Genomic DNA, 2304 nt, shown 5'->3' on the forward strand with positions numbered 1-2304 from the left:
AAGGTGGACCTCTCCGGGGTTGAGGTCAGCGACAAGGCGATCAAGGTCGATGGCCAGACCATCAACCTGAAAGTGGTACGCCCGGCCAAGGTCAAAGGCGAGCTGCCGGTGTTCATGTTCTTCCACGGTGGCGGCTGGGTACTGGGCGATTTCCCGACCCACCAGCGCCTGATCCGTGATCTGGTGGTGGGTTCTGGTGCCGTCGCGGTGTATGTCGATTACACGCCGTCGCCGGAAGCGCAGTACCCGACTGCGATCAACCAGGCTTACGCCGCGACGAAATGGGTCGCCGAGCATGGCAAAGACATCGGTGTCGACGGCAAGCGCCTGGCAGTGGCCGGCAACAGCGTCGGCGGCAACATGGCGGCGGTCGTGGCCTTGATGGCCAAGGAACAGAAAACCCCGGCGTTGCGCTTCCAGTTGCTGATGTGGCCGGTGACCAACGCACAGTTCGACGACGGCTCGTACCAGCAGTTCGCCGAAGGCCACTTCCTCACCAAAGGCATGATGCAGTGGTTCTGGGACAACTACACCACCAACCCGGCCGAGCGGGCGCAGATCCATGCCTCGCCGCTGAACGCCAGCGCCGAACAACTCAAAGGCCTGCCCGCTGCGCTGGTGCAGACCGCCGAGTTCGACGTGTTGCGCGATGAAGGCGAAGGCTATGCACGGCACCTGGATGCGGCCGGTGTACCGGTGACCTCGGTGCGCTACAACGGGATGATTCATGACTTTGGCTTGCTCAACCCGCTGAGTCAGATTCCGGAAGTGAAGGCGGCCGTGCGGCAGGCGGCGGCTGAGCTGAAGACTCATTTGAACTGAACCCGATCTCTCGCCACAAAAACCTCTTCAACACCAAAAAATCTTCACTGAATTCGTGCAGCTCCGGAGATTGCCATGTCCTTCCTCCTCACTCACCTGCTGTCTCTGAGTGCCCTCCTGCTGGTGCTCGACGCGCTGCTCTGGCACTTCTCGCCCTTCACTCATCGCGCCCCGAGAGTCGGTGTGCGGCTGGTGCTGTTTCTGACGTTTACCGCGCTGGTGATCAACGCCGGCGTCAGTCCGTTGCAGGCACCGCTGTTGGCCGATGATCGCGTGGCGCAACTGGGCGCGACGGCGCTGGGGATTGTCTGGTGGCTGTACGCTGCGCGAGTGCTGACCGAAGTGATCGGTCTGGTGCTGATGCGGCGCATCGGCCACAGCGGTCGGCTGTTGCAGGACGTGATCGGCGCACTGGTGTTCCTGGCGGCGATCGTCGCGGCCGCCGGTTATGTGCTGGAGTTGCCAGTCAAAGGTTTGCTGGCGACCTCCGGGGTGGTGGCGATCGTCGTCGGTCTGGCGCTGCAAAGCACTTTGAGCGACGTGTTCTCGGGGATCGTGCTCAACACCACCAAACCCTATCAGGTGGACGATTTCGTGGTGATCGACGGCGTCGAGGGCAAGGTGCTCGACATCGACTGGCGCGCCACGCACCTGCTGACCAGCACCGGCACCCTGGCCGTGGTGCCGAACTCGGTGGCGGCCAAGGCGAAGATCGTCAATCTCAGTCGCCCGACCAACCTGCACGGTGTCTCGATCAGCATCAAGGTGCCGAACCATATTCGCCCCCGGCGCGTGCTCGACGCCCTCGACCGCACCCTGCAAGGCAGCAGCAGCCTGCTGTTGAATCCACCGCCCAAAGCCGTTTTGAAAGAAGCCGGTGAAGAGATGTCGGAGTACGTCGCCAGCGGTTTCATCAGTGAGTTGGGCAAGAAAAGCGATGTACGCAATCAACTGTTCGACCTCGCCCACCGTCATCTCGAAGCCGCAGGTATTTCCCGGCATCCCGATGGCGTGATCGAGCCCTCCACCCGCGCCCGGGCACTGCTCGATGAAGTGAAAGTCTTCCGTTCGTTGAGCCATGAGGAACGCGATCGCCTCGCCGAGTCGATGGTCGCGCAACAGTACGCAGCCGGTCAGGTGGTGCTGGGGCTGGATGAAGTGCCCGACAGTCTGTTTGTCATCGCCACCGGCGTGGTCAGTGCGACCGTGCCCGATGGCACCGGCCAGACCGAAGCCGGGCGCATGGGGCCGAGCGAGGTCATGGGTGAACAGAGCATCCTCGCCGATACGCCTTCACAAGCCACGTTCACGGCGTTGACGTCGAGCATCATTTACCGGCTCGACAAGAACCTCACCCGTCAGTGCATGGAACAGCGCACAGAGGTGGGTCGGGCGTTGAATAAATTGCAGGCGGTGCGGCAGCAGAACAGTCGCCTCGCGTTGATGGCCAAACCGGTAGCGGTGAGGAAAGGTGGGTTTTTG

At 62.2% G+C, this 2304-nt stretch carries 2 protein-coding genes; both read left to right on the top strand.

The window, feature by feature from the left end; genetic code table 11:
* The coding region (locus tag DBR24_RS02915) for an alpha/beta hydrolase (RefSeq protein WP_146188942.1) at positions 1 to 822 on the top strand (822 nt) is incomplete at its 5' end.
* A 75-nt stretch (positions 823 to 897) separates the two neighbouring features.
* On the top strand, positions 898 to 2304 hold a 1407-nt coding region (locus tag DBR24_RS02920; protein WP_128613847.1), incomplete at its 3' end, for a mechanosensitive ion channel family protein.

It is taken from the genome of Pseudomonas sp. HMWF006, from assembly GCF_003061205.1.
GTDB classification, from domain to species: domain Bacteria; phylum Pseudomonadota; class Gammaproteobacteria; order Pseudomonadales; family Pseudomonadaceae; genus Aquipseudomonas; species Aquipseudomonas monsensis.